Source organism: Pelomicrobium sp. G1, from assembly GCF_051905455.1.
In the GTDB taxonomy this organism is placed as follows: Bacteria; Pseudomonadota; Gammaproteobacteria; order Burkholderiales; family UBA6910; genus Pelomicrobium.
In genome coordinates this window covers 1-232 of sequence record NZ_JBQACR010000659.1, presented here as the reverse complement: position 1 = coordinate 232, position 232 = coordinate 1, and the positions used below count along the sequence as shown (strand labels likewise).

1 protein-coding gene is annotated in these 232 nt (G+C 62.1%); it reads left to right on the top strand.

All coding sequences use genetic code 11. The annotated features are described in order from the left end of the window. Positions 1-232, top strand: a 232-nt coding sequence (locus ACTFO6_RS20010; RefSeq protein WP_439936019.1) for a glycosyltransferase, incomplete at both ends; no start/stop codon positions are given.

Sequence of the window (232 nt, the reverse complement as noted above, 5' to 3'; positions counted from 1 at the left end):
GCTCATGATCGCCGCCAAGGTGGACAAGGTGGACGAGACGTACTTTCAAGAAAGAAGAAAGCCCTTGCTCGCCGACCCGCAGGTGGAGTTCATCGGCGAGATCTATGAAGCGCAAAAGTCCGAGTTCCTGGGCAACGCGCTGGTGCTTCTCTTCCCCATCGACTGGCCGGAGCCCTTCGGGCTGGTGATGAGCGAGGCCATGTCCTGCGGCACGCCGGTGATCGCCGGGCGC